Below are 22535 nucleotides of genomic sequence, written 5' to 3'. Positions count from 1 at the left end.
ATGTTTCTGGGTTTTTTGGTCAGACTGCTTTTTGAGCGACTGTATGGTAGTGAGGCGGATCGGCTTTCTCAGAGTATTTTGAAAATACATGATGGGTTAGGTTATGAAGTATGTCGGCCTTCGTTTATGGTACAATGTGCTTTAGTCTCGGCCGAGGACCATCGAGCCTATAGTCATCCTGGTTTTGATGTTGTGTCAATAGTCAGGGCTTGTGTAAAAAAGATACTGGGTATTGGCACTGAAGGTGGTAGTACTATAGTTCAGCAGCTCGTGCGGGTCTTGAGTTCTAGTTATGAGCGTACATTAAGGCGAAAGTTTAAAGAAATCGTATTGTCGTGTTTGGTTTCCGCCCGCCTGGAAAGAAGTGTATTTCCGCCTGTGTATTTGAGTGTGGCTTACTTTGGGACTGGAGTGGTAGGGTATGCTGCGGTTTGCAAGCGCCTTGGGCTGCATGGAGATATTCTATCTATTAAAGAAGCCGCGATGGTGGTTGCTCGACTAAAATATCCAGAGCCTTTGAAGATGAGTGAGAGTAAAAAAGCTAAGATAGTTAATAGAGAGCTTCATATTATTCGGCTTTATGCTAAACATAAGGAGATGGGGTATTATGACTTCTTGGCAGCCATTCGATCAGTCAAACCCGATGTTGAGAAAGTTGGCGCACCATCCTGAGTCTCATGAGTTTAAGCATATATTAAAAACTTCATCTAAATACGATCTGGAGTCGCTGGCTAGGTTGTGGTTAAGCGAAGGGATACCATTTGCTTTCAAAGAGGGAGCAGGTGTTTACGATGAGATGCGTTTTTGGGTTGCTAGCATTTTAGGTATCAGTAGTGTTGATGTTACTCTGCAGGGTAGTGGTCGAATAGGTTTCTCAATGGCGCCTCACAAATTTGGGAATACGTTTAGTGTTTCTTCTGATTTTGATCTAAGTATTGTTGATAAAGGTCTTTTTGATAGATGTGGGGGTGAGTTACAAGACTTTAAGAAGGCATTTGAATCAGGGCGAATAGAAAGCTCAGAGAAGGCAAAGGCGAATCGAGCAGATTTTTGTAAGCGGTTAGATAGTCTTTTAAGGCTTGGTTATATAAATACTTTTCAGGCTCCATCGTTCAGGGACTATACGCCAACAATTTTAAAGATAAAAGATACGATGTATCAGGCGGGGGAAAGGTTAAAAGTAACTCAAGGTGTTCCTCAGTTTACTAGTTTGAACGCAAGGCTTTACAGGAGCTGGGACGATCTTGTTGATCGTGTTGCTACAAACTTATCGGAGTTGAAAATCAAGCTACCTATGTAGCACGTACTGCCCGCTGAACGTCACCGCAGGCTCGTCACTACCCTCGTTGCTCACCACCGTCTCCAGCGTCAGCCGTGCCCGTCCACGACGTTGATACATCGTCAGAAACCGCTCCCAGGTCTTCTCGTCCGGCGCCGGGCAACGCGCCACGGCAGCCCCGGTGACTGGCAGCGGGTAGCTGATCTGCCCCTCCTGGATGACGATATGTCCGTCATCGATTCCCAGCTCGCGCAGGCGCAGGTGCAGCCAGCCCCAGCCCACCAGCACCGCGCCGCAGTACAGGCTGCCGCCGAACATGGTGCTCTTGTGGTTGACGTTGGGCGCCAATGGCAGCTTCAGGCGCAAGGTGTGCGCCTGCCAATCGATGACTTCCATGCCCATCTCGCGGGTCAGCGGAATATCGCTGTGCAGTACGGACTGCAGGTACTGGCTGTCGTTGCTCATTGACGGTTGTCCTCCTGGTCGTCGTGCCCGCCGAAGCTCAGGCTGTGCTTGCGCAGCTTGTCGTGCAGGGTTTTGCGTGGGATGCCAAGGGCCTCGGCGAGGCTGCGCATGGAGCTGTGCGGCTGCATCAGCTCGGCGGCGATCAGTGAGCGTTCGAACTGCTCGACCTGCTCGCTGAGGTTGCCGGTCGACGCCGCAACCTGGATATCGTTGGCCGCCGCGGGCGCCTGGCCATCAAGGGCCAGCTCCAGGCCAAGGGCAAAGCGTTCGGCGGCATTCTGCAACTCGCGAACGTTGCCCGGCCAGTCATGGCGCAGCAGCATGGCACGCTGCGCCGGTTGCAGGTTGTGGGGCGGCAGGCCATGGCGTTCGCTGGCGGCGTCGGCGAAGTGCTGGAACAGCACCAGGATGTCGTCGCCGCGCTCGCGCAGCGCGGGGATACGCAGCGGCGCGACGTTCAGACGGTAGTACAGGTCAGCGCGGAAACGACCCTGGTCGGCGGCCTGGCGCAGGTCTTCCTTGGTGGCGGCGATGATGCGTATATCCAGCGGAATCAGCTGGTTGCCGCCCAGGCGCTCGACCACCCGCTCCTGTAGCAGGCGTAGCAGCTTGACCTGCACATCCAGGCTCATGCTCTCGATTTCGTCGAGGAACAGCGTGCCGCCATTGGCGAACTCGAACTTGCCGATGCGGCGTTTCTGCGCGCCGGTAAAAGCGCCCGGCTCGTGGCCGAACAGCTCGCTCTCGACCACCGACTCGGCCAGGGCGCCGGCATTGATCGCCACGAACGGGCCGTCGCGCCGGCTCGACAGGTCGTGCAGGGCTCGCGCCACCACCTCCTTGCCGGCGCCGGTCTCGCCAAGGATCAGCACGTCGGCGCGGGTGCCGGCCAGGGCGCCGATCTGCTCGCGCAGGCGTTGCATGCCGGGCGACTGGCCGACCAGGCGCGTGGCCAGGTGCTGGCGGTCGCTCAGGGCCAGGCGCAGGCTGCGGTTGTCCAGCACCAGGCGGCGCAGGGCCAGGGCGCGGCGCACGCTGTCGAGCAGCGCGTCGCTGGCGAAGGGTTTCTCCAGGAAGTCATATGCCCCGGCGCGCATGGCCTGTACCGCCAGTGGCACATCGCCGTGGCCGGTGATCAGCAGCACCGGCAGCTCGCTGTCGCGGGCGTGCAGTTGCTCCAGCAGTTGCAGGCCATCGATGCCGGGCATGCGGATATCGCTGACCACCACGCCCGGCCAGTCCTCCTCCAGGCGTTCGGCCAGGCCCTGGGCGTCGGCCAAGGCCACCACCTTGAGCCCGGCCAGGTCCAGGGTCTGGCTCAGGGCCTGGCGCAGGTGCGGGTCGTCATCGACCAGGAGCACCTGGGCACGGCTGTCGATCGGTGTCTCGGTGCTCATGCCGAGGTGTCCTCCGAAGATTGCAGGTTGGCGCCAGGCTTGGCCACGCGCAGTTTCAGGGTCAGCAGGGCGCCGCCCTCGGGGTGGTTGCCCAGCAGCAGCTCGCCGCCGAGCGCGTGCATCAGGCTTTCGCAGATCGCCAGCCCCAAGCCGAGGCCCTGGGTGCGGGTCTTGGTGGTGAAGAACGGCTCCTTGGCGTGCTCCAGGGCCTGACGGCTGAAGCCTGGGCCATTGTCGCGGATGCACAGGTAGACGCAGTCGTCCCGCCGTTCGGCACTCAGCCACAGCTTGCGCGGGTTGGCTTTTTCGGTCAGGGCATCGAGGGCGTTGGCCAGCAGGTTGCCGAGTACCTGGCGCAGGCGGGTTTCGCCGGCCTGTACCCACAGAGTGGCCTCGGGCAGGTCGCGCACCAGCTCCACGGCCATGGCCCGGCGGCGCTTGGCCAACAGCGCCAGGGCGTCATCCAGGGCTGGTTGCAGGGCGACGCTCTCCGGCGCGTGCTGGTCGCGACGGGCGAAGGCGCGCAGGTGGGCGATGATCGAGGCCATGCGCCCGGTCAGTTCGCCGATCAGCTTGAGGTTGCCGCGCACGTCCTCGGTACGCTGGTGGTCGAGGAGAATCTCGGCGTTTTCGGCATAACTGCGAATCGCCGCCAGCGGCTGATTGAGTTCATGGCTGATGCTCGCCGACATGGTGCCGAGCACCGACAGCTTGCCGGCCTGGACCAGTTCGTCCTGGGCGCGTACCAGTTCCTGCTGGGCGCTCTCGCGCTCGAGTACCGCGCTCTTGAGCCGGGTGTTGAGGCCTTCGAGGTCGGCGGTACGCTCGATCACGCGCTTCTCCAGCTCCTGGCGGGCAAGGGCCTCGAAGTCGATGCGGTCGATGTAGTGGCGGCGGCGCTGCATGACCAGGCCGGCCAGGAGCATGGTCACCAGCAGCGCGCCACCGCCGATGGCCATGACCGTTTGTACCGAGCGATCGACCAGCAGGCGGGGAGCAAGGATGCTCACCTGCCAGCCGGTTTCCTTGATGTCGCGGGTCTGGATCAGCCAGGCGTCGCGGTTGAGGCTCAGCGGCTGCGGGGCTTGGGTCGGGTAAGGCTGGATGGCGACGATGGCCTGGCGCTCGGCCTCGGTCAGTTCGCGGGTGGCGCGGAAACGCCAATCCGGGCGCGAGGTGAGCACCACCACGCCGTTCTGGTCGGTCAGCAGCAGTTGCTCCGGCGTGCGGCCCCACAGGGTTTCGGTGTGGTCGAGGTCGACCTTGACCACCAGCACGCCGATGACCTTGTCGCGATCATGCACGGCGGCGGCGAAGAAGTAGCCGCGCTTGGCCGAGGTGGTGCCCTGGCCGAAGAAACGTCCCAGATGGCCCTCCATCGCCTCGATGAAGTAGGGGCGGAACGAGAAGTTGCGGCCGACGAAGCTGTCCTGCTTGTCCCAGTTGGACGCCGCCAGCGTGTTGCCGCTGACATCCATCAGGTACATCACCTCGGCCCCGGTCTGGCGGGTGATGTCCTTGAGCAGGCGGTTGGCGTTGGTCACCCGTTCGAGGCGCAACGGATCGGCCAGGACGCCGCGCAGCGCCGGCAGGTCGCCGAGGATCTGCGGCAGTGTTTCGTAGCGGTGCAGGGTGCCCAGCAGGTTGGCGACGTACAGGTCGAGGGTCTGGCGGTTCTGCGAGGCCAGTTCGTCCTGGTAGTAGCGCTCGGCCAGGTGGTGCAGTGGCCACAGCAGCGGGGCCAGGCACAGCGCCAGCAGGGCCAGGCTGCGCCAGCGGGGGCGGCGGGGAAGGGTGGGTTTTGGGATCATCGCGATAATTGCGCCAGTAGGATCTGGCGCAATTATGCGCTACTTGAGGCACTCGATGAGCGCATCGCGCCAGTGTGGCTGGCTGACGTGCCATTCATGGGTCAGGCGGGAACAATCCAGGCGTGAGTTGAGCGGTCGTCTTGCCGGTGTCGGATACTCGCTGGAGGGGATCGGCAGCAGTTCGGCGCAGGGCAGGCCGCGCGCCTTGAGCTGGTCGCCGATGGCCTGGGCGAAGCCGAACCATGAGGTCTCGCCCTGGGCGGTCAGGTGGTAGGTGCCCCAGGCGCCAGCCTGGCCGTTGCGCCAGCGCTCGATCAGCGCGCGGGTGCTGGCGGCGAGGGTGGCTGCCCAGGTCGGGGCGCCGATCTGGTCGTTCACCACTTTCAGTTGTGCGCGTTCCTGCAGCAGGCGTTGCATGGTCAGCAGGAAATTGCGCCCATGCAGCGAATAGACCCAACTGGTGCGCAGGATCAGATGTTCACCGGCGACAGCGGTGATGGCCTGTTCGCCCGCCAGCTTGCTTCTGCCATAGACGCCCAGTGGATTGGGGGCGTCATCCTCGTTGTAGGGGGCTGGCTTGCTGCCGTCGAAGACATAGTCGGTGGAGTAGTGGATCAGCGGTGCGCCGAGCCGTGCGGCTTCTTCGGCCAGAATCCTGGGCGCTTCGGCGTTGATGGCGTGGGCCAGCTGCGTTTCGCTTTCGGCCCGGTCGACTGCCGTATAGGCTGCGGCGTTGATGATCAGGTCGGGCGCCATCTGGCGCAGCACGGCGCGCAGATGCTCCGGTCGGGCCATGTCGAACCCGTCACGACCGAGCCGCTGCACATCGCCCAGGCCGCGCAATGCTTCCTGGAGTGCCAGTGCAACCTGGCCGTGGCGGCCGCAGACGAGGATCTTCATGGGAACAGCTGCGCATCGGCAAATGATGTGGCGGCCTGGTCCTTGGCCGACAGCAACGGCTGCCGACCGTCCAGCTGCCAGTCGATGGCCAACTGCGGGTCGTTCCAGCGGATGCTGTGCTCGGCGTCGGGGTTGTAGTAGTCGGTGGTTTTGTAGAGCACTTCGGCCGACTCGCTCAACACCCGGAAACCATGGGCGAAACCCGGTGGCAGCCACAGCTGGCGGTGGTTGTCGGCGGACAGCCGCACCGCCACCCACTGACCCAGGGTCGGCGAGCTGCGACGGATGTCCACCGCCACGTCGAGGATATCGCCCTGCAGCACGCGGACCAGCTTGCCCTGGGCGTTCTGCAACTGGTAGTGCAGCCCACGTAGCACGCCGTGTCGGGAGCGAGAATGGTTGTCCTGGACGAATGGCGTGTCGATGCCGGTGCGCAGGGCGAAGTCGCGGGCGTTGTAGCTTTCGTAGAAGAACCCGCGGCTGTCGCCGAACACCTTGGGCTCGATGATCAGGACGTCGGGGAGTGCGGTGGCGATGACATTCATGGCTGTTCTTCGGCCAGTTGGCTCAGGTATTGGCCGTAGCCGGTCTTTTGCAGTTCGCAGGCCTTGGCCAGAAGTTGCTCACGGCTGATCCAACCGTTCTGGAAGGCGATCTCTTCCAGGCAGGCCACCTTCAGCCCTTGGCGATGTTCGAGGGTCTGCACGTACTGCGAGGCTTCCAGCAGGCTGTCGTGGGTGCCGGTGTCGAGCCAGGCGAAGCCACGGCCGAAGCGTTCTACGCGCAGGTCGCCGCGTGCCAGGTAGGCGTTGTTGATGTCGGTGATCTCCAGTTCGCCGCGGGCAGACGGGCGGATGCTCTTGGCGATGTTCACCACATCGTTATCGTAGAAGTACAGGCCGGTCACGACATAGCTGGACTTGGGTTGCGTGGGTTTTTCCTCTATCGACAACGCCCGGCCATCGGCGGCGAACTCGATCACGCCGAAGCGCTCCGGGTCTTTGACCCAGTAGCCGAACACGGTGGCGCCCGAGCGCTGCCGCACCGCACGTTGCAGCTGTTCGCTGAAGCCCTGGCCGTGGAAGATGTTGTCGCCGAGGATCAGGCATACGGCATCGTCACCGATGAACGATTCGCCGATCAGGAACGCCTGTGCCAGCCCGTCGGGGGACGGCTGTTCGGCATAGCTTATGTGAATGCCGAACTGGCTGCCGTCACCGAACAACTGGCGGTACTGCGGCAGGTCCTGTGGTGTGGAGATCAGCAGGATGTCGCGGATGCCGGCGAGCATCAGCACCGAGATCGGGTAGTAGATCATCGGTTTGTCGTAGATCGGCAGCAGCTGCTTGGAGACGCCGAGGGTGATGGGGTGCAGGCGGGTGCCGGTGCCGCCGGCAAGGACGATGCCTTTGGTCATGCGATCAGGTCCTTGAAGTCCGAATTGCCCAGGCGCTGGCCTTGATAGCTGCCGTCCTGGACCTGGCGGCACCACTCGAGATTGTCCAGGTACCACTGCACGGTCTTGCGCAAGCCCGAGGCGAAAGTTTCCTGCGGTACCCAACCGAGCTCACGCTCGATCCTGCCGGCATCGATAGCGTAGCGCAGGTCATGCCCCGGGCGGTCCTGGACGTGGGTGATCAGGTCGGCGTAGCGGGTCACCCCGGCGGGGTGCGCAGGGGCCAGCTCTTCCAGCAGCGCACACACGGCCTGCACCACGTCGATGTTCTTCTGCTCGTTGTGGCCGCCGATGGTGTAGGTCTGGCCGACCTCTCCAGTGGTTACGATCCGGAGCAGGGCGCGGACGTGATCGTCGACGTACAGCCAGTCGCGGACTTGCTGGCCATCGCCGTACAGCGCAAGCGGCTTGGCGGCCAGGGCGTTGAGGATGGTCAACGGGATCAGCTTTTCGGGGAAGTGGTACGGACCGTAGTTGTTGGAACAATTGCTGATCACTGTCGGCAGGCCATAGGTACGGTGCCAGGCGCGGACCAGGTGATCAGCTGCCGCCTTGCTGGCCGAGTAGGGGGAGCTGGGCGCGTACGGCGTGTTTTCATCGAACAGGGCGTTGGTGCCTTGCAGGTCGCCGAAGACCTCGTCGGTCGAAACATGGTGGAAACGGAACGCGTCGCGGGCGTTTTCGTCCAGCGTGCTCCAGTAGCCGCGGGTGGCCTCCAGCAGGCTGTAGGTGCCGACGATGTTGGTCTGGATGAAGTCCGCCGGGCCATCGATGGAGCGGTCGACATGCGATTCCGCAGCCAGGTGCATGATGGCGTCTGGCTGGAATCTGGCAAGCACGGCGCTGACGCAGGCCTGGTCGGCGATATCGGCCTGGACGAATTCATGGCGGCTGTTGTCGGCGATCCGCCGCAGCGACTGCAGATTGCCCGCGTAGGTCAACTTGTCGAGGTTGAGCACTTCATGATCGGTGTGTTCGATCAGATAGCGGACCAGGGCCGAGCCGATGAAGCCGGCGCCGCCGGTGACGAGAATGCGCATGTGCGGGTGCCTGTGCGGAAAGCGTATTGCCAGGTGCCTAGCTTGTTGGCTGGCGCCGCTCGTGGCAAGTCGTGAATGCACGACGGCCTGTCGTCTGTGCAAGGCTGCCACTTGCTTATCACCCTCGGTGGTGGCGATATAGGCGGCAAAAAAACGAGGTTCCCCGTCCATGCCCCTGAGTACCTTGATCCAGCGTTCGAGCCAGCCCGGTCCTTCACTCGGCGAGGCCCAGGCCCATGCCTTGCTGAGGTCGCATTACGACTTGCAGGGCACGCTGCAGGAGCTGGGCAGCCAGCAGGATCTCAACTTTCGCGTGGACAGTGACCAGGGCCGCTTCGTGCTCAAGGTCTGCCACGGCAGCTACGCGGCGGTCGAGCTGCAGGCCCAGCATGCGGCGCTGGACTTTCTGCGCGGGCAAGGCTTGCCGGTGCCGCGGGTGCGTGCGGCGAACTCGGGCGAGCGCTTGCTGGACCTCGAGCTCGATGGCCAACCGCTGCGTTTGCGTCTGCTCGACTACATCGACGGCCAGCCTCTGACGCGCCTGGGGCATTTGCCCGCGCGGGTGATGGCCGAGCTTGGCACGCTGTGTGCCCAGGTCGACCAGGCGCTGGCTGGTTTCGACCACCCAGGCCTCGAGCGCACCTTGCAGTGGGATCCGCGCCACGCCCAGGTTCTGATCCAGCATTTGTTGCCCGTGTTGCAGGATGCCCAGCGCCGGGCGCAGGTGGAGCAGGTCGCCCAGGCGGCGACCGCACGCCTGCAACCACTGCTCGACCTGCTGCCGACCCAGGCCGTACACCTGGACATCACCGACGACAACGTGGTCTGGGCCCGCGATGCCGAGCGCCAATGGCAGGTACAGGGCGTCATCGACTTCGGTGACCTGGTACGTACCTGGCGCATCGCCGACCTGTCGGTAACCTGCGCGGCCTTGCTGCATCACGCCGAGGGCGACCCGCTGCGTATCCTCCCGGCGGTCAGCGCCTACCATGCCGTGAATCCTCTGCAGGACGCGGAGTTACGCGCCCTCTGGCCGCTGGTGCTGAACCGCGCCGCCGTGCTGGTGCTCAGCAGCGAGCAACAACTGGCCATCGATCCGGACAACCAATACACCCGCGACAACATCGCCCATGAATGGGCCATCTTCGATACCGCCTGTGCCATGCCCGCCGTTTTGATGGAGGCGGCGGTCTTCCAGGCGGCGGGGCGTAAGCCAGCCGGCATCGATCTTGGCGCTTGCGCCGTATTGCTGCCGTCGCTCGCCGGCCAGTCGGTGGCTAGGGTCGACCTGGGTGTGCTCAGTCCCCACTGCGAGGCGGGCAACTGGGAGCAGCCCGGCTTCGACCAGCGCCTGCTGGTTGCTCAACCCGGGCCGGCGTGCAGCCTGCATGGGCAATACCGCCTGTCGCAAACCCATATCGACCAACCTGAGGAGCCGGCTACCTGCGCCCTGGGCGTGGAGTTGAACCTGCTGCCTGGCACCGCGTTGCAAGCGCCCGAGGCGGGGGAATGGCAACGTTCCGGCGATGACCGTGGTTGTCTGCGCACCGCGCACTGGAACCTCTGGCTCGATGGACTGGAAGAGGCACCGGCCGATGGCCAGGCGCTACTCAAGGGGCAGGCGATCGGCGCGACCTGTGGTTTGTTGCGCGTGCAACTGTGCCTGGATACCGATGCTCGGCCACCCTTCTTTGCCACGCCTTCCCACGCTGCCGCCTGGCTGGCTCTGTGCCCGTCGCCGCAAGCCTTGCTGGGCTTCGCCTGCGATGCCGAGCCGCTGGCCGACCCGCAGGAGCTGTTGGCCCGTCGCGATGCCAGCTTCGCCCGCTCGCAGAAGCACTACTACGCCCAACCTCCGCATATCGAGCGAGGCTGGCGCAACTACCTGATCGACATGCAGGGGCGGTCCTATCTGGACATGCTCAACAACGTCGCGGTGCTTGGCCATGGTCATCCGCGCATGGTCGCCGAGTCGGCGCGCCAGTGGTCGCTGGTCAACACCAACTCGCGCTTCCACTACGCGGCCATCGCCGAGTTTTCCGAGCGCCTGCTGGAGGTGGCCCCGGAGGGCTTCGACCGGGTGTTCCTGGTCAACAGTGGCACCGAGGCCAACGATCTGGCGATCCGTCTGGCCTGGGCCTACAGCGGCGGGCGCGACCTGCTCAGCGTGCTGGAGGCCTACCACGGCTGGTCGGTAGCCACCGACGCGATCTCCACTTCCATCGCCGACAACCCCCAGGCCCTGGAGACCCGGCCGGACTGGGTGCATCCGGTGGAGGCGCCGAATACCTTCCGTGGCCGCTATCGCGGGCCGGAAAGCGCCGCCGATTACCTGCGCGATGTCGATGCCAAGCTGGCCGACCTCGACGCCCGTGGTCGCCAGCTGGCGGGGATGATCTGTGAGCCGGTGTACGGCAACGCCGGGGGCATCTCGCTGCCGCCGGGCTACCTGCGCGAGGCCTACGCCAAGGTGCGCCAACGCGGTGGGGTATGCATCGCCGACGAGGTGCAGGTCGGCTACGGTCGCCTGGGCGAGTACTTCTGGGGTTTCGAAGAGCAGGGCGTGGTGCCGGACATCATCACCATGGCCAAGGGCATGGGCAACGGCCAGCCGCTGGGCGCGGTGATCACCCGGCGCGAGATTGCCGAAGCGCTGGAGGCCGAGGGCTACTTCTTCTCGTCGGCTGGTGGCAGCCCAGTCAGTTGCCGTATCGGCCTGGCGGTGCTGGATGTGATGCGCGATGAAGGGTTGTGGGACAACGCCCGTGACGTAGGCCGTTACTTCAAGGCACGTCTGCAGGCATTGGTCGATAAATATCCGCTTGCCGGTGCCGCCCATGGGTCTGGGTTCTACCTGGGCCTGGAACTGGTGCGCGATCGCCAGACGCTGGAGCCGGCGACCGAGGAGACCATGATGCTCTGCGAGCGCCTGCGCGACCTGGGGATCTTCATGCAGCCGACCGGCGACTACCTGAACATTCTCAAGATCAAGCCGCCGATGTGTACCACGCGCGCCAGCGTAGACTTCTTCGTCGACAGCGTGGAGCGGATCCTCGGCGAAGGGCTTTGAATCAAGGCATTGCGGCCTGGCAAGTCGATTGTTATCGGTTTGCTAGGCTCTTTATGCCTAAATATTTTGCCTTGAGCTATTTAAAGTCGATATTTATCGATTGTAATATCGGCGGATCATCACGCTGCCTATACTGGCGAGCTTGCTCCTTTTTCGATCACCGACCTGGCGCCCCCTGGCCCCGGGCCTTCGCAGAGGTTACCCATGAAGACCCTCAACTCGACCCCCCGCGCCGACGGTTTCCACATGCCTGCCGAATGGGCCCCGCAGACCCAGGTGTGGATGGTCTGGCCGGAGCGTCCGGACAACTGGCGCCTGGGCGGCAAGCCGGCGCAGGCCGCGCATGTGACCCTGGCCAAGGCCATCGCCCGCTTCGAGCCGGTCACCGTGGCGGTGTCCGCCGGCCAGTACGAGAACGCCCGTCGCCAACTCGACCTGCCCAATATCCGCGTGGTCGAGATCAGCAACGACGACGCCTGGGTGCGTGATACCGGCCCGACCTTCGTCATCAATGACCACGGCGAAGTGCGCGGCGTGGACTGGGGCTTCAATGCCTGGGGTGGTTTCGAGGGTGGCCTTTACGCGCCCTGGAACCGTGACGAGGAGCTGGCCGCCAAGGTCATGGAGATGGAGCGTGTGCAGCGTTACCACACCGAAGGTTTCGTGCTCGAGGGCGGTTCGATCCACGTCGACGGCGAAGGTACGCTGATCACCACCGAGGAATGCCTGCTCAATCACAACCGCAACCCGCACCTGAACCGCGAACAGATCGAGGACGTCCTGCGCGAGCACCTGGCGGTCGAGACCATCGTCTGGCTGCCGGACGGCCTGTACAACGACGAGACCGATGGCCACGTCGACAACTTCTGCTGTTACGTCAGCCCGGGCGAAGTGTTACTGGCCTGGACCGATGATTCCAATGACCCCAACTACGCGCGCTGCCACGCCGCCTACGAGGTGTTGAAAAATACGCGCGACGCCAAGGGGCGCGAGTTCGTCGTGCATAAGATGCCGATCCCGGGGCCGCTGTACGCCACCCAGGCAGAATGCGACGGCGTCGATCATGTGGTGGGCAGCCAGGAGCGTGACCCTTCGGTGCGCCTGGCCGGTTCCTACGTGAACTTCCTGATCGTCAACGGCGGCATCATTGCCCCGAGCTTCGATGACCCGGCTGATGCGCAAGCCAGAGCGATCCTGGCCAAGGTCTTCCCGGATCATGAAGTGGTGATGATCCCCGGGCGTGAACTGCTGCTCGGTGGTGGCAACATCCACTGCCTGACCCAGCAGCAACCGGCCCCGCTCAAGCGTTGATCGGCCACTGAAGAGAAAAGCCCGTCGCAAGACGGGTTTTTTTTTGCTGGCGATAGTCGGACGCTGGGGATGGCACAGCATTTGTATTGATTTTTCCTCGTACTTTAGAGGAAACGGCCTATGCCGTTTTGTAACGTGCCTGAAGTACCTTAGCCGCTCACTCGGCCCAGGGAGTACGTGAGGAAATGAACGCAGCAAGTGAGTCGGCTTTGCCCTTGACGGCGGCCAGTCACCAATCGCTCAGAATCCTGGTTCAGTGGTTAAAACGTCATGGAGACGATCGGGTCAGGACGACCGACCCACGACGCCTGCTGGATGGGCGATACCCCCAAGGCCTGATCAGCGAGGAAGAGCTCGAAGCTCTGCTGGCTGTCTGGCATTGACCGGGAAGGAACCCGTCGCAGAAAAAAACGCCACCGCAATTGCGGTGGCGTTTTCGTTTGGGCGACCCGTCCTTGCTCGCACCTGTCACAACTCAGAAGCTGTAGGTCCCGGTCACCACCAGGCTGCGCGGATCGCCCACCTGGATCTGCGCCGCGCTGGTGGCCGAGCTGTAGTAGGTCTTGTCGGTGATGTTGCTCAGCGCCGCGCGTACATCCCAGTCGTGGGTGCGATAGCCCGCCAGCGCGTCCCAACGGCCGTAGCCCGGCAGGATCACGGTGTTCTGGTTGTCGGCGTAGCGGTCGCCGACCAGGGTCAGGCCGGTTTCGGCGTACCAGCCCAGCTCCGGCTTCCAGGTGACGAACAGGCTGGCGTTGCGCTTGGCCACGTCGTTGATGCGGTTGCCCTGCTGGCCGTTGTTGTCCTTGACGATGGTCGCGTCCTGCAGGCCGATGCCGCCGCGCACGTACCAGTTGCCTACCACGTTGCCGGTGGCGGTCAGCTCGATGCCGCGCGAGCGCTGCAGGCCGCTGAGCTGGATCAGGTCCGGAATGATCGGGTCACGGGTACGGCGGTTGTACAGTTCCAGTTCGTAGATCGCCAGGGTGGTGCTCAGGCGCTCGTCGAACCATTCGCTCTTGACCCCGATTTCCTTTTGCCGGGTCTGTTCCGGGTCGGTCTGGTTGGCGTTGCCGGCCGCGCCGGGGGTGATGCCGATCAGGCCGCCACCGACCGGAGAGTAGGTCTTGCTCCAGGAGGCATAGAAGGAGTGGTCCTGCCAGGGGGTGTACACCACGCCGATACGCGGACTGAAACTGTTGTCCTTCTGCTTTTCCGAGATGTTGCGCAGTTTGTTGGTGGTGTCCACTTCGAACTGGTCGAAGCGCACGCCGGCCAGCAGCTGCCACTGGTCGTTGAGGCGGATCTGGTCCTGCAGGTAGATCCCTCGGCTCTCGACGTCGGTGTGGTTGTTGCTGGACACCCGCATGGTGCCGTTGTGCTGCTGGCGGGCCGTGGCCCCCTGCAGCGGTACCGAGGGAACGCCTACGCCTTGGCTCAGCAGCGAGTTGCGACGCTGCTCGCCCATTTCCAGGCCCACCAGCAGCGTGTGCTCCAGACCGAAGGTTTCTACATGACCTTCGAGTTCGATGGTGTTGTAGAGATTGCGGGTGCTCAGGTCCTGCTGCCAGCGTTGGCGGCCAACCAGACCGGTGGAAGGGGTATAGCCGGTCAGGTAGGTGTTATCGAAGTCGCTCTCCAGGGTGAACAGGCTGAAGGTGTGGCGCAGTTGCCACTGGTCGTTCAGCTCATAGTTCAGGCGCGAACGCAGCGACTCGGCGCGGTCGTTGATGTAGTCGCGCTGGGTGTCGCCGTAGGTGGTCTTGCGGCTGACATCGGCCGGGCGACCGGTGAGGGGGTTGCCGGGGATGCCACGGTCGGGCGTGCGGTCGTAGCGGCTGTACTCGTACTGCACCAGCCAGTTCAGCTCGGGGGTGATCTGCCAGCTCATCGAGGGGGCGAACAGCTGGCGATGGTTGCCGTCGATGCCGTCGCGGAAGCTGTTCTTGTCCTCGTTGCCCAGGTTCAGGCGCAGGCTGAGGGTGTCGCTGGGGTCGGCGCTGAGGTCGGCGTACAGGCTGCGCAGGTCCTGGCTGCCACCTTGCGCCTCGATGGTCGAGCGGCGGCCGTGCTCCGGCGCCTTGCTCACCCGGTTGACGATGCCGCCCTGGCTGCCACGGCCATAGAGCACCGCCGCCGGGCCCTTCAGCACTTCGACGCGCTCGATGTTATGCAGGTCGCGGGTGTACTGGCTGTCGTCGCGGACACCGTCCAGGTAGAAGTCGTTGCTGGCGTCGAAGCCGCGGATGCGCAGGCTGTCGAAGCGGGTGTCGGCGCCGCTGCTGACGTTAGGGATGCCTTCCAGCGCCTTGCCCAGGTTGCTGCTGCCATAGTCCAGAACGTTGCGGGTCTTCACCGAATCGATGGCCTGCGGCACGTAGCGCGCGGGCGTCGAGGTGCGGGTCGCGGTGGTCACGTCCTTGACCCGCGGGTTGTCCTCTTCGCGGGTGCTGTCGGCGGTCACCGCGGTTTCCGGCAGGGTCGTGGTGGCAGCACTGGCCAGGCCGGCGCTGAACAGCAGCGACAGGCCCAGGGTCAAGGGTGAAAGGCGGCAGGGGGCAGGCATCGAAGGCGTCCAAGGAAGGGAGTGAGAAATTGGGCGCGAATGGTAATGCTTGCTATTTGCTGTTGCATCGACATTTGTAAAGGGTTGTCTTTACATATGTATCAAGATGTTGCTATTCGTTTGGATTGATTTGAAACACCTAGGCATTCATGGAGGTGCGTTTCGGAATGGCTTATGGGAGCGGCGGTGCGTGCAACGTTGCTCTCTGCGTGACAGCGCAGCGGGAAGAGCAGGGCACTTCAAACAGGCTTTCGGTAGGCCTGCTGACCCAGGGTTGTATGACGGTCTTATGGATTTCGAGCGTTTTCCACAAAAGAGACAAATTTGCGCTGACCCACGGCAGATATGCATGGAAATGCACCAGCGCTGACCTTGTTTTTGGTTATATCAACCTGCATTTCACGTTTTTTTGACATGTATAAGCAGGCAGGGCTAGGATTCGGCCTCTACGCCTGCTGGCCATTCTCTGGCCATGCGGCTGCAAGGCCCGTTGCAGACCATTGGCGGGCCTTCGGCTTGGATCCGCATAGCGTCGAACCTACGAAGGGGCGTTGGTTCCTGGCGTTCTGATGCAGAGCGTTTTTGAATACGAAATAAGGAAAATAACATGTTGAAAACCAGGATCAGCCTGGTCGCCCTGGCGATGATCGCCGCGACCCAGGCACAGGCCAATGACCAGGCCGACAGCAAGGGCTTCATCGAGGACAGCCACGCCAACGTCCTGCTGCGCAACGCCTTCATCAATCGTGACAAGAAGCACGGCACCAACGACCAGTCCCAGTGGGGCCAGGGCGTCATCGCCAACTTCTCTTCCGGCTTCACCCAAGGCACCGTCGGTGTAGGTGTCGACGCGTTCGGTCTGTACGCGCTGCGCCTGGATGGCGGCAAAGGCCGTAACCAGGGTGGCGGTGTCGACTTCTTCAAGCGCTCGGACCCCTCCCGTCCTGACGAAAAAACCAACGCTTCGCACAACCTGGCCCGTGGTGGCGCAGCGGTGAAGTTCCGTGTCTCCAACACCGTGCTCAAGTACGGTGACCAGATGCCGGCCCTGCCGGTACTGCAGTACGACGACGGTCGCCTGCTGCCGGAAAGCTTCACCGGCACCATGATTACCTCCAAGGAAATCAAGGGTCTGGAAATCAACGCCGGCCGCTTCACCCAGGAAGCGCGCAAAAGTGCCGAGCGCCGTGACGGCGGTGGCCTGAAGTCGATCAACGTGCTCGGCGGCAGCTACAAGTTCACCGACAACTTCACCGCGTCGCTGTACACCGCCGACAACGAAGACGTGATGAAGAAGCACTACCTGGGCTTGAACTATGTCTTCCCGATCGCCAGCGACCAGTCCCTGACCCTGGACTTCAACGGCTACAAGTCGGACATCGACAACAAGTACGTGCGTGCCGCCAAGCTCAACGGCGATTCCAACACCATCTGGAGCCTGGCCGCCACTTACGCCTACGGCCCGCACTCGTTCACCCTGGCGCACCAGCGCAGCACCGGCAGCACCGGCTACAACTACGGCTGGTACCAGAACGAAGGTGGCGTGGGTGACGGTGGCTCGACCATCTACCTGGCCAACTCCTACTGGTCCGACTTCAACGCCGAGGACGAGCGTTCCTGGCAGCTGGGCTACGGCCTGGACTTCGGCGCCTTCGGCGTGCCGGGCCTGACCTACAAGTTCGCCTATGTAGTGGGTGACAACATCAATACCCGTACCGCCGGCAAGCCGGACGGCTACGGTGAAGGTAAAGAGCGCGAGATCTTCAACCAGATCCGTTACGTGGTTCAGGAAGGCCCGGCCAAGGACCTGTCCGTCAAACTGCGTAGCTCGTTCGTGCGTACCAACACCGCTACCCGCCAGAGCGAGTACAACGACGACGGCAACGAAGTCCGCGTATTCGTCGAGTACCCGATCAGCATCTTCTGATTCTGATCACGCGTGACCCGCAGCCCCGGCCTATGCCGGGGCTGTTTCTTTTCGGCGTACCACACCCGCCACCGCGATCTCCCCTTCGCCTGTGGCGTCAGGCTGTCACGCTCTACGCCTTGAGCAGCGCGGGATAGTCAGCGAACCAGTAGTTCAGGGCATCCTCATTGAGCCCATGCTCACCGCGCCAGAAGTCCACCGGGTAGCTCCAGTCCGACGAGCGTGCGCTGCGTGGCGCCAGGCCGAAATTGATATAGCGGTAGAGCAGGCCGGGATGCTCCGGCGTCTGCAGTATCCCGCAGTGCCCAAGCAGGTCGAGGAAGCCCCGTCCTTCTTCTTCGCTCATCTTGATGCCGGGCAGTTTGCGCAGCAGCTTCAGCAGGTCCTTGGGTTTGGTAGCCGGGGGCACATCACGGATCAGCTCCAGGATCGAGCGCATGAGGTCGAGGCTGCCCGGTTGCTCTTTCGGCCCAGCATTATGCTCCTGCAGCAAGAACGCGATGTTCGCGATACTGCCCGACAGCGCCGCCCCGACCAGGAAGCGTACCCTGTTAAGCGCGATGAAGTTGATGTCGCGTTCCTTGAAGAAACTGCAGATCTGGCAAGTCAGCTGATCCTGTGCCGTGAAGGAGTGTTGCTGCAGGTGCGTGGCGCAGGCAAAGGCCGAGAGGGCTGCGCGCAGGTAGGCCTGGTTGCGTTCGACGCCAGTGAGAAAGTTGGCTACCAACGCATCCTTGGCCACCAGCGCCCGCTCCTTGAGTAGCCAGGCAAGCACCTGGTCATGGCTCATCCTGCACGTTCTGGTCGCCAGCCCTGTCGCCAACAGCGCCGGGCTTGGCGGTTCGGTTGGAGGCTGCGCCTTGAGGATCTTGCACAGATGTTCCGGGTTTACAGTCATGTTCATTTCCCGCAGGAGCTTTTGTTGGCCTTCGGTGGCAGGGCGCCGCGGCTGTCGAGCACGGGCAGTTGCGTGACTTTGCTGACGCCGTTTGCCTTGAGGAACTCGTTGGCGCGCGATATCCGCTCGATGCCCAGTTCCTTCTTCGCCTTGGCGTCGGAGATACCGTAGATCTTGTTGCCGCGCACGTTCGGATTTTTCCTGCCGAGCACATCCCGCTCGCGGATACCAGCGTCCTCGATGCCACGTATGGTGTCGTAGTCGGTACCTATCGGGGTGACACGGTTGATGCGGTCACCCTCCTTGAGCCTCGGACCATCCGCGCCCTCGGTTTGCATGTGCCGTCGCACCACGCCTTCGAGGGTGTCGTTGTCCGAAGCCCGCCCGTTGTAGTACGGGTTGCCCTTCTCGTCGGAGAGGAAGTAACTCCAGTCCAACCCGTGCGGATCGATCCCACCGATCGGGTTCGGCGCGTAGCGGTACAGGTTGATGCCGCCCTCCAGGCCAATCGGGTCAGGTTGGGTGAAGCGGCCGCTCTGTGGGTCATAGTAGCGGAACAGGTTGTAGTGCAGGCCTGTCTCACGGTCCAGGTACTGACCCTGGAACCGCAGGTTCTGCTGTTCGATGAAGTCGTCGGCCCGCCACTCGCGCAACGTCATGCCCCAGGCGGAGCACTCGCCCTCCCAGGCCAGCGTGCCGTCACTGTCGGTCAGTTGCTCGGGCAGGCCGTTGAGGGCGTTGTGGTAGTGGAGCGTGCGTTGATGCGCGCCTTGCCCGTCGACTCGTGCCAGGACTCTGTAGCCCGGTTCATGGACATACAGGGTGAGATGGCCGTTGCAGCGCTCTTGCAGCAGTTTGAGCCCGTCCCAGCCAAAGTCGGTGCTGCCCAGCAGATTGCCCTGATCGTCGTGCTCGGTCTTGCCGATGCGGCGCCCGAGCGGATCGTAGTGCAACTTGACGATGCGTTCGCGCCCACCTCGCACAGAGCGCACCTGAACGAGGCGATGATGCTGGTCGTAGCTCATATGCTGCTCGCCATACAGCGTGCTGCGCTTTTCCGAAAGACGTCCGAAACCGTCATAGCGGTAGTGGCGATCTTCCAGGTGTAGCAACTGGTCATGGCGGGCGACTTGGCCGGCGTTGGGCACACGGTTAGCCGCGGCGTCGTAGCGGTACTGTTCGTTTTGCCCTGGCAGCGGTCCCTGGTTGGCGAGCAGGCGGTCCGTCGCATCGTAGTGCATCAGCGACTGATATTGATGATCGGCTTGCTGGCGCAGGTAGCGCACCAGATTGTCGCGATCATCGAAGTCGAAGCGCTGTTGCCAGGGCGCCGGCAGACGCTCGTTGTGCTCGGTGTCCCTGCGCAGACGAGCACTCGGCCGGCCACTGAGATCATACTGGCTTCGCGTCAGCAGCCGTCCCTGGGTTCGCGAGACCTCGCGGTGCAGGCGGTCACGTTCGAAATCGCAGAGCACCTGCCCATCGAGATTGATCTGATGGAGGTGTCCCGAGCCATAAACCAGGCGGTTCAGCTGACGGCCATCGGGCAGCCGTGTGCGCAGGCGATTGTCCAGCGCATCGTAGACGTGCTCCAGCCTTCCGGCGCTGTTGCTTTCGGCGGTGCGGCGTCCGCAGGCGTCATGTTCGAACGCGACGCGTTGCACATTGCCCAGACGATCCTCGCAGATCACCTCCAGCAATCGGTCCATCGGATCGAGGCGGTAGGTGGTACTGTCGTCCTCGGTGTGCAGCGCAACCAGCCTGCCGGCGGCGTCACGCCGAAGGCGCTGATGGATCGGCGCTTCGGCGGCGCCAGGCACTGGGATGAAGTCCATGGCGATGATCTGGCCCAGTCCATCGTAGCGGTAGGCCTTGCGGCTGCCGTCGAGGTTCTCGTGCATGGCCAGGCGGTTCGCCTCGTCCCAGGTGAAACGATAGGACTCACCGTTGCTGTTGGTCAGTGCCACCAGCCGTGTGCAGCGGTCGTAGCTGAACAGTATCGGGCGGCCAAGGTTGTCCCGCTGTTCGATGAGCTGGCCATTGAGGTCGTAGCGGAAATGCTCGGTGTTGCCGAGCGGGTCGATGAAACATTCGAGCAGGCCCGAGGCCGTGTACCGGTACTGGACCGCGCGCCCGTCCGCCAGCTCCTGGCGTACCCTGCGCCCCAGGGCGTCGTGTTGGAAATGGCTGGTCTGGCCAAGGGCATTGGTCAGGCTCTGCAAATGGCCGCGCCGGTCGTAGCGCAAGCGTGTGGCGTAGCCTGAGCAGTCCACCTGCTCGATCAGCAGACCCTGCTCGCTCCAGCGCTGGCGTTGGTGCTTGCCCGTCGCATCGATGGTTTCCAGGAGCAGGCCCTGTTCGTCATGGCGGTAGCGCGTCACCTCGCCCAAGGGATCGGTTGCGCGAATACAGTTGCCGTGCGGGTCGTAGCGATAGGTCCAGGTCGCCCCGGCGGCATTGGTTTCGCTGCGGGGCAGCGCCCAATGCTCGAGCCACTGGGTCGACTCACTGCGCCCTAACGGATCGATGGTTTCGCACAGGTTGCCGGACTCGTCGTAGCTGAAGCGCCACTCACCGCCTTCAGGATCGGTGGCCGCCAGCAGCTGGCGTTCATCGTTCCAGTGGAAGCGCCAGGTCTGGCCCAGCGCATTGCTCGACTCGATCACCTGGTACTGCGGGTTCCAACGCCGCACGCTGGTGCGCAGCAGCGGGTCGGTGACGCAGGTGATGCCAGCCTCGATGTCGTATTCGAAGTGATACTCGTCGCCGGCATTGGTCCAGTGGCGGATCACCCGCCAGTCGTCCAGCTTCTGCCACTGGTAATGGCAAAGCAGGCCATTGGCCGTTTGATGCTCGATCATGCGCCGACCTTGGTCATACTGGAATCGACGCTGCAATTGCCCCAGGGCATCGTAAACCTCGGCCAGATCCCCCGCCGTATCGTAGCGATAGCTGGCGAGCGTCTCCGTGTCGCCATCGGCGAAGACCCGCTCGATGTGGCTGACCCGGCCTGGCCAGGCAGCGCTGTAATGCAGCTTGATCCGTACGCGGTCAAAGGTGTCGCGCAGCCACGTCAGGCGCCCGAGATCGTCGTAGTCCAGGTGGATGCGGTTGTCGTTGCGATCCCCGAGTTTCGCCAGGCGCAGTTGGTTGGCGTCCTGCGCACTGGGCTCGAACAATCGATAGAGGCCGCTGCTGATGTCCTCGATCAGCAGTTCGCCATCGAGGGCGCGTCTCACGCTCATGCCTTCACCGGCGCTGAAGACCGCGTCGCCGAGGGCGATCATGCCCATGTCGATGACGCGGGCCTGCTCGTCGGTATACAGCAGGCGGTCGTGCTCGACCCTCACGGACACTTCGTAGGGGACACTCCAGCTGGCGCCGAACAGTCCCTCGCGACGTTCGTCGCGACTGTTGTAGTAGCGCTGCCAATCCAGCGGGATCATGGCCTGCAGCGTGAAGTCGAGATCGTGCTCATCGCTCAGGATCTTGGCGCCGGTGGGGACGTGGACCGGGTTGGGTGAGCCAACGATGGCCGAGGTCAGGGCTGCGGTCACTTGGCTGCTGGCAAAGCTGACCACGCCCCCCACCAGCATGCAGCCAAACTTGCTGTAGAACTTGCCCCCGCGCCCGCGCAACATCATCAGCGCCGTGATCGCTAGGCCGATCCCCGGCGTCTTGCCGCTGCGGATCTCGCGTACCACGATCGGCTCGCCGCCGATGCGCACGTTGTCCGACACCAGCCCGCCATCGACGATCACCGCCTCGCAGGTGCTGCGATCGCCGCTGCGGCAGGCCGGGTGGCCGTTGATCAGCACCTTGCTCGAGCCCTCGGCCAGGTACTGCGGCGGCATCGGTGGGTGCTTGGTACACAGCACCTTGTCGTCGGGGGCTTCCTGGGTGTTGGGTGCGGGGCTGGCGACGGTTGGCCGCCACATCTGCGAGAAGAAGCCCTTGGCCATGTCGAGGAAGGTCTCTTCCTGTTCCTCGGCCTGCGCGCCGCCGCCCTCGCCACTGGCCGGGGCCGAGGGCGCGGTGACCACGCCGGCCGCGCGCGCGGCGCGCTTGCCGTTGGTCTTGGTGTTTGGCGAGCCACTGGCGATGGTGGCTTGCACGGTCGGCGGGAACAGGGCGTTGCCGATGCCCTCGCATAATCGACTGAGCCCGGTGTCGGCGCCGGTCTTGGCCATCACCACGCCAACCACCAGGCCGACTACCGCGCCAAGCACGAAGCAGCCCAGGCCGCCGGTGACCACGGTAATGCCCAGTGCCGCGGCCACCGCGGCGGTGGCCAGGGCGCCGATGGCGACGTTGGCGGCGACTTCCAGCACGCCGCCGATGATGTCGGCCATCACCGAGGTGTGCAGCAGCGCATCGCCCTCGCGGGCGGCCCAGAGTGCGTCGGACATGGTGCG

The 22535-nt window shown here is 63.2% G+C and carries 16 protein-coding genes; 6 read left to right on the top strand and 10 right to left on the bottom strand.

From position 1 onward, the window contains the following. Both KSS90_RS24285 and KSS90_RS24280 read left to right on the top strand, forming a co-directional pair. Window positions 1-672 carry a biosynthetic peptidoglycan transglycosylase gene (locus tag KSS90_RS24285; RefSeq protein WP_217867585.1) on the top strand — a complete coding sequence of 224 codons (672 nt, stop codon included), beginning with the start codon at window positions 1-3 and terminating at the stop codon, window positions 670-672. Next, complete coding sequence (locus tag KSS90_RS24280; protein ID WP_217867584.1) at window positions 608-1300, top strand: hypothetical protein; 693 nt, start codon at window positions 608-610, stop codon at window positions 1298-1300. Before KSS90_RS24285 ends, KSS90_RS24280 begins: the two co-directional genes overlap by 65 nt. On the opposite strand, the gene KSS90_RS24275 is transcribed toward KSS90_RS24280, so the two are convergent. The 7 genes from KSS90_RS24275 to rfbB are packed head-to-tail and all read right to left on the bottom strand — an operon-like array spanning window position 1289 to window position 8348. After that, window positions 1289-1744 carry a thioesterase domain-containing protein gene (locus tag KSS90_RS24275; RefSeq protein WP_023630349.1) on the bottom strand — a complete coding sequence of 152 codons (456 nt, stop codon included), beginning with the start codon at window positions 1742-1744 and terminating at the stop codon, window positions 1289-1291. The two genes, KSS90_RS24280 and KSS90_RS24275, sit on opposite strands and share 12 nt — an antisense overlap. After that, window positions 1741-3141, bottom strand: coding sequence for a sigma-54-dependent transcriptional regulator (locus tag KSS90_RS24270; protein ID WP_217867583.1), 1401 nt, complete (start codon window positions 3139-3141; stop codon window positions 1741-1743). The genes KSS90_RS24275 and KSS90_RS24270 overlap by 4 nt, the downstream gene beginning before the upstream one ends. Continuing rightward, complete coding sequence (locus KSS90_RS24265; protein WP_217867582.1) at window positions 3138-4952, bottom strand: sensor histidine kinase; 1815 nt, start codon at window positions 4950-4952, stop codon at window positions 3138-3140. The genes KSS90_RS24270 and KSS90_RS24265 overlap by 4 nt, the downstream gene beginning before the upstream one ends. A gap of 39 nt (window positions 4953-4991) precedes the next feature. After that, a complete protein-coding gene (gene rfbD, locus KSS90_RS24260) occupies window positions 4992-5852 on the bottom strand; it encodes a dTDP-4-dehydrorhamnose reductase (protein WP_217867581.1) in 861 nt (286 codons plus the stop codon). Beyond that, on the bottom strand, window positions 5849-6397 hold the full coding sequence (gene rfbC, locus KSS90_RS24255) for a dTDP-4-dehydrorhamnose 3,5-epimerase (protein WP_217867580.1): 549 nt from the start codon (window positions 6395-6397) through the stop codon (window positions 5849-5851). The genes rfbD and rfbC overlap by 4 nt, the downstream gene beginning before the upstream one ends. Continuing rightward, window positions 6394-7269: a glucose-1-phosphate thymidylyltransferase RfbA gene (rfbA, locus tag KSS90_RS24250; protein ID WP_217867579.1), complete on the bottom strand. Its 876-nt coding sequence runs from the start codon at window positions 7267-7269 to the stop codon at window positions 6394-6396. The genes rfbC and rfbA overlap by 4 nt, the downstream gene beginning before the upstream one ends. Continuing rightward, the gene (gene rfbB, locus KSS90_RS24245) at window positions 7266-8348 is read right to left on the bottom strand and encodes a dTDP-glucose 4,6-dehydratase (RefSeq protein ID WP_217867578.1); all 1083 of its coding nucleotides are present in this window, start codon (window positions 8346-8348) and stop codon (window positions 7266-7268) included. The genes rfbA and rfbB overlap by 4 nt, the downstream gene beginning before the upstream one ends. A gap of 169 nt (window positions 8349-8517) precedes the next feature. On the opposite strand from rfbB, the gene KSS90_RS24240 reads away from it, so the two are divergent. Both KSS90_RS24240 and aguA read left to right on the top strand, forming a co-directional pair. Beyond that, window positions 8518-11418 carry an aminotransferase gene (locus KSS90_RS24240; RefSeq protein ID WP_217867577.1) on the top strand — a complete coding sequence of 967 codons (2901 nt, stop codon included), beginning with the start codon at window positions 8518-8520 and terminating at the stop codon, window positions 11416-11418. Window positions 11419-11622: 204 nt separating this feature from the next. Beyond that, on the top strand, window positions 11623-12729 hold the full coding sequence (aguA, locus tag KSS90_RS24235; RefSeq protein WP_217867576.1) for an agmatine deiminase: 1107 nt from the start codon (window positions 11623-11625) through the stop codon (window positions 12727-12729). Window positions 12730-13204: 475 nt separating this feature from the next. On the opposite strand, the gene KSS90_RS24230 is transcribed toward aguA, so the two are convergent. Then, entirely contained in the window at window positions 13205-15295 is a 2091-nt protein-coding gene (locus KSS90_RS24230) for a TonB-dependent receptor (RefSeq protein ID WP_217867575.1), read from the bottom strand. Window positions 15296-15462: 167 nt separating this feature from the next. On the opposite strand from KSS90_RS24230, the gene KSS90_RS24225 reads away from it, so the two are divergent. Both KSS90_RS24225 and KSS90_RS24220 read left to right on the top strand, forming a co-directional pair. Next, window positions 15463-15708 carry a hypothetical protein gene (locus KSS90_RS24225; RefSeq protein WP_217867574.1) on the top strand — a complete coding sequence of 82 codons (246 nt, stop codon included), beginning with the start codon at window positions 15463-15465 and terminating at the stop codon, window positions 15706-15708. Window positions 15709-15902: 194 nt separating this feature from the next. Then, window positions 15903-17222: an OprD family porin gene (locus KSS90_RS24220; RefSeq protein WP_217867573.1), complete on the top strand. Its 1320-nt coding sequence runs from the start codon at window positions 15903-15905 to the stop codon at window positions 17220-17222. 112 nt (window positions 17223-17334) lie between these two features. Here the strand turns inward: KSS90_RS24220 and KSS90_RS24215 are convergent, their stop codons facing one another. Both KSS90_RS24215 and KSS90_RS24210 read right to left on the bottom strand, forming a co-directional pair. Further along, window positions 17335-18120 (bottom strand): hypothetical protein, encoded by a 786-nt coding sequence (locus tag KSS90_RS24215; RefSeq protein ID WP_217867572.1) that lies wholly within the window; start codon window positions 18118-18120, stop codon window positions 17335-17337. Window positions 18121-18122: 2 nt separating this feature from the next. Then, a complete protein-coding gene (locus tag KSS90_RS24210; RefSeq protein ID WP_217867571.1) occupies window positions 18123-22529 on the bottom strand; it encodes an RHS repeat-associated core domain-containing protein in 4407 nt (1468 codons plus the stop codon). Window positions 22530-22535 lie beyond the last annotated feature (6 nt).

The organism is Pseudomonas maumuensis, assembly GCF_019139675.1.
In the GTDB taxonomy this organism is placed as follows: domain Bacteria; phylum Pseudomonadota; class Gammaproteobacteria; order Pseudomonadales; family Pseudomonadaceae; genus Aquipseudomonas; species Aquipseudomonas maumuensis.
The sequence above is the reverse complement of the archived record's forward strand: the minus strand, read 5'-3'. Positions and strand labels throughout refer to the sequence as shown.